The sequence below is a fragment of the Staphylococcus sp. HMSC062H10 genome (genome assembly GCF_001836945.1).
Classification (GTDB): Bacteria; Bacillota; Bacilli; order Staphylococcales; family Staphylococcaceae; genus Staphylococcus; species Staphylococcus aureus.
Genome location: NZ_KV830954.1, coordinates 1 through 3,430, shown reverse-complemented (window position 1 = coordinate 3,430; position 3,430 = coordinate 1). Strand labels below are relative to the sequence as shown.

The 3,430-nt window shown below is 30.4% G+C and carries 2 protein-coding genes and 1 pseudogene; 1 reads left to right on the top strand and 2 read right to left on the bottom strand.

The window, feature by feature from the left end; translation table 11 throughout:
- Positions 1-31: 31 nt before the first annotated feature.
- Positions 32-526 (top strand): annotated as a pseudogene (locus tag HMPREF2658_RS01550) (hypothetical protein); the annotation flags it as partial.
- 309 nt (positions 527-835) lie between these two features.
- On the opposite strand, the gene HMPREF2658_RS01545 reads toward HMPREF2658_RS01550, so the two are convergent.
- Positions 836-1,489 carry an STM2766 family helicase-associated protein gene (locus HMPREF2658_RS01545; protein WP_000657815.1) on the bottom strand — a complete coding sequence of 218 codons (654 nt, stop codon included), beginning with the start codon at positions 1,487-1,489 and terminating at the stop codon, positions 836-838.
- 9 nt (positions 1,490-1,498) lie between these two features.
- Positions 1,499-3,205 (bottom strand): STM2767 family DEAD/DEAH box helicase, encoded by a 1,707-nt coding sequence (locus HMPREF2658_RS01540; RefSeq protein WP_000533462.1) that lies wholly within the window; start codon positions 3,203-3,205, stop codon positions 1,499-1,501.
- Positions 3,206-3,430: the final 225 nt, after the last annotated feature.

The window sequence follows — 3,430 nt, the reverse complement described above, 5'->3', positions numbered from 1 at the left end:
ATAGAATTTGTCCAATTAAGTGTAGACGATTCACCTTTTAAATAAATATGGCGCTGTAACCGATGACTATTATAAGGAAAAATCATACACGCGATTTTTAAATGGAGAAATCAAAAGTATTACAAAAGGAAAATACACTAGAGCTAGCGAAGGATTATATTGTCATCACATAAGCGAGGACAAATTCCAAAACTTATCTGACCTAAGATTCATTTCCGAATTTAAGTACTCATACAACGTTCAAAAGAAAGAAAACTTAGTTTACTGCGATTTAATCGAGCATTTAATTTTACATGCAATTATTACAAAAGAATCCAATGGCCAATTTGGTGTGGCTGGATTATGTCAAATGATCAAACCAACAGTCATTGATTGGTACATTGGCGAATATAATCCAAAACCAACATGGATGCAAGCCACCAAAGCACGTGCCTATTTGCCTAGAATATTAGTAGAGAAATTACTCATTAAAATTGACGATATGTTAAAAGGAATAGAAATATATGATTTCCTTGAGTCTAGATAAATGATTAATCTAGATTTATTTTTTGCTGTTAGGATTTTGTTATAGATGTTTAAACCCATAATTAAATATATTTTATAAAAATAGACCACGCATACCAATCTATAAACGGACAATGTTTATAAATGAGTTTGCCTGGTCTTGAATTGTATTAGTTTTCTTTTGGTTTTAATAAATCGACTGTAAAAGTCAATATAAAAATGTACATCAATGATTGCATAGGAATATACAAAATTGTTTTCTATGCAATTTCCTTCTTAGGTGAAAGATCTTTGTAATCTATAGGTTTACTCATACGTTTTTGGGATATCGTCATTTTGAGATAAAATAACTATCCGTATTTAAGTCAAGAATATCCATAAAAGCGTTACAATCAAGTGTATCTTTAATTCCAATCTTAAAGGTACCGTGAGGAGTATAATTTATATCAATATGATTTAATGGGTGTAACTTACCATTTTCGTGCACCTCATCATAATCGTATCGTAAATAACCCGATTCAAACATCTGTAGGTTTTTAAGTACTTGCCATACTTCATCTTTATTCGGTTTTGTTTCAAAACTGTCTATAACTTGCATCAATTCAGAATCCAAATCAAGAATCCCCTGAATTTCTTTTCCAAAAAAAGTTTCTTTAAACGCTAATTTCAGAACTGTAAGGTTAAGCGCATTTAATTCTAAATTAGTAATAGAATCGTAAATTATTAAATTGTTACTTTCTTCCTGAACTTCAACACTGAAAGGAAAATTAAATGAGAAAATCTTATTCTCAATTACAAAAAACAACCGTTTCATTTTATCAACTTTTAAGATGATATAATTATTACTTGGTTTTTCTAAAACATCAGCATTTTTCAGTAATAGAATAGCTTCTAGCATTAACATAATAACATGTTGTTTTGTTCTAATTGGTTCAGAAGCTATTTCTACGAATCTTTTAGTCATTCGTACTGTAAACTCTTTCATACTAACACCCTATACCATATCAATATTTTTGTTAATTACCTTATAAATTTTTTCAAAATCCACACTCCCCGGTAACAATACATTAACCATTTCATGAATTTTTTCTTTTGCTTTTTGATCTTGAATATGAAACGATTGGCGCAAAATCTCTTCTACAATTTGGTATTGAGATTTATTTTCACTAGCTTCTAGCATCAATTTAGATTTATCCATTATTTCATCAGGTTTTGGCTTTTCCACCTTAAGTTGTCCCGTATCGTTTAACTTTTCTGCTGCATCTCCAAGTTTAGAATTGAGTTCTCCATTTTCTTCTGAAAGTATTAAATAGCTTGTGATAAATGACCTTGTAAGCATCATATATAGTGAGTTTCTAATATTTGTATTACTATTAAGTACAGAGGTGGTTATACAAATAATAAAGGGAAATTCTAGACCTTTTATATTATTTCGATTACTTATAAACAAAGCATCTTTTGTTTTATTTTTTACTTCATAACCTTTAATGGATTTCCACCCAAACATTTGATCAACCTTAATAATCAATTGTTCAGCAAGTTCATAGTTTGAATTATTGTCTTCAAGGAATACGACTCCAATATCACCTGGTTCGACAGTAGGATTTTTTTCTCGAATATCTTGAATAGCCGATAGAACTTTATCCAAATACTTGTCATCTAAAGCAACAGAAAGTTTGAGGCTGGTAATATCTTCTGCAATATTTTCAAATCTTTTTAAAGGCTCTCTTGAAAAACTGTAATAATCCCCTTCTTTTTCAATTGTGTATCCACAGGCTTCCCATTCTTCATCACTTAACCATCTAACTACCGGCCTCTCTAAAAGTCCAAATCCTATTGCGTGTGCAAACATTAGCGTTTTTGGATCAGTCCTATAAACTCTATTCAAAAGAAAGTCAGGCACTATTTCTGTGTTTTCATTATAGTAATAAATACTTTGAAAGATGTCTCCGGCAATATAAACTTGTTTTATTGTAACTTTTTTACATAATTCGAAAAAAGCTTCATTAAAATCTTGACTTTCATCGATTAGAATGTAATCAAAGAACGGCTCAAATATCCCTTCTGATTCAAGTTGATTCAGCTTTTCTAAAGCATCTTTACATACCGATTCAAAAGATATAGACCAGTTGTACCTTTGAAAAGGAATTTCGTAATAATCACAAATAAAACTATATAAACCTGAATTTTTATCAACTTTAGAGCCCCAGCTACGTTCTACCCAAAGTCGCTCGCCCCATTTAATTTGCTCATTAACTTTCATGAAATCAAAAAAAGCAGGGATTCGTTCATTCAAATCTTGTGCTAAAATCTTACTATAACAGGTGAAAAATATTTTTGACTTTTCCTCGTTAACGTAAATATCCTTAAGTTTATGTAACAGTAATTCCGTTTTACCCGTGCCTGCTAAACCTTGAATTGTTACTACTTTTTTATCTGGTTGTTTGTAAATGAACCTTGTTTGTTCTCCATCAAATAGAGTAATATTTTTCTTAATTTGTTCTAACGTATTTCCAGGGAGTTCTCCATCAACACGATCAATATCATTGATACTTCCAGTTAGTAAAGATATCAATAACTCACCTTTACGTGCATCTATACCAGTTAATGAACAACTTTCGATAATCGAAGTTATATCATCAGTAGTCTGGAAGTCAACTTTTTTTACAAGCTTATCTCTCCATTTTCTTGGTCTACCCAAAAAATTATTATAATTGTATTTATCTGATATAATCCCAAGATCTTCAATAAAATCCGCAGAAAAGTCTTCAAACGCATCCGTATCATTACCAACATTAATAACTAATAGCTTAACTTTTGGAATAAGAATAACAACCGCTTCTTTATAAGCGTATTTATATTTTCTTTCACCTACTGGTTTGTTTATTACATATTGAATCGTCTACACTTAATTGGACAAATTCTA

Coding starts and splice junctions, on each gene's coding strand:
- HMPREF2658_RS01545 (WP_000657815.1), bottom strand. CDS start 1,489: ATGAAAGAGTTTACAGTACGAATGACTAAAAGATTCGTAGAAATAGCT.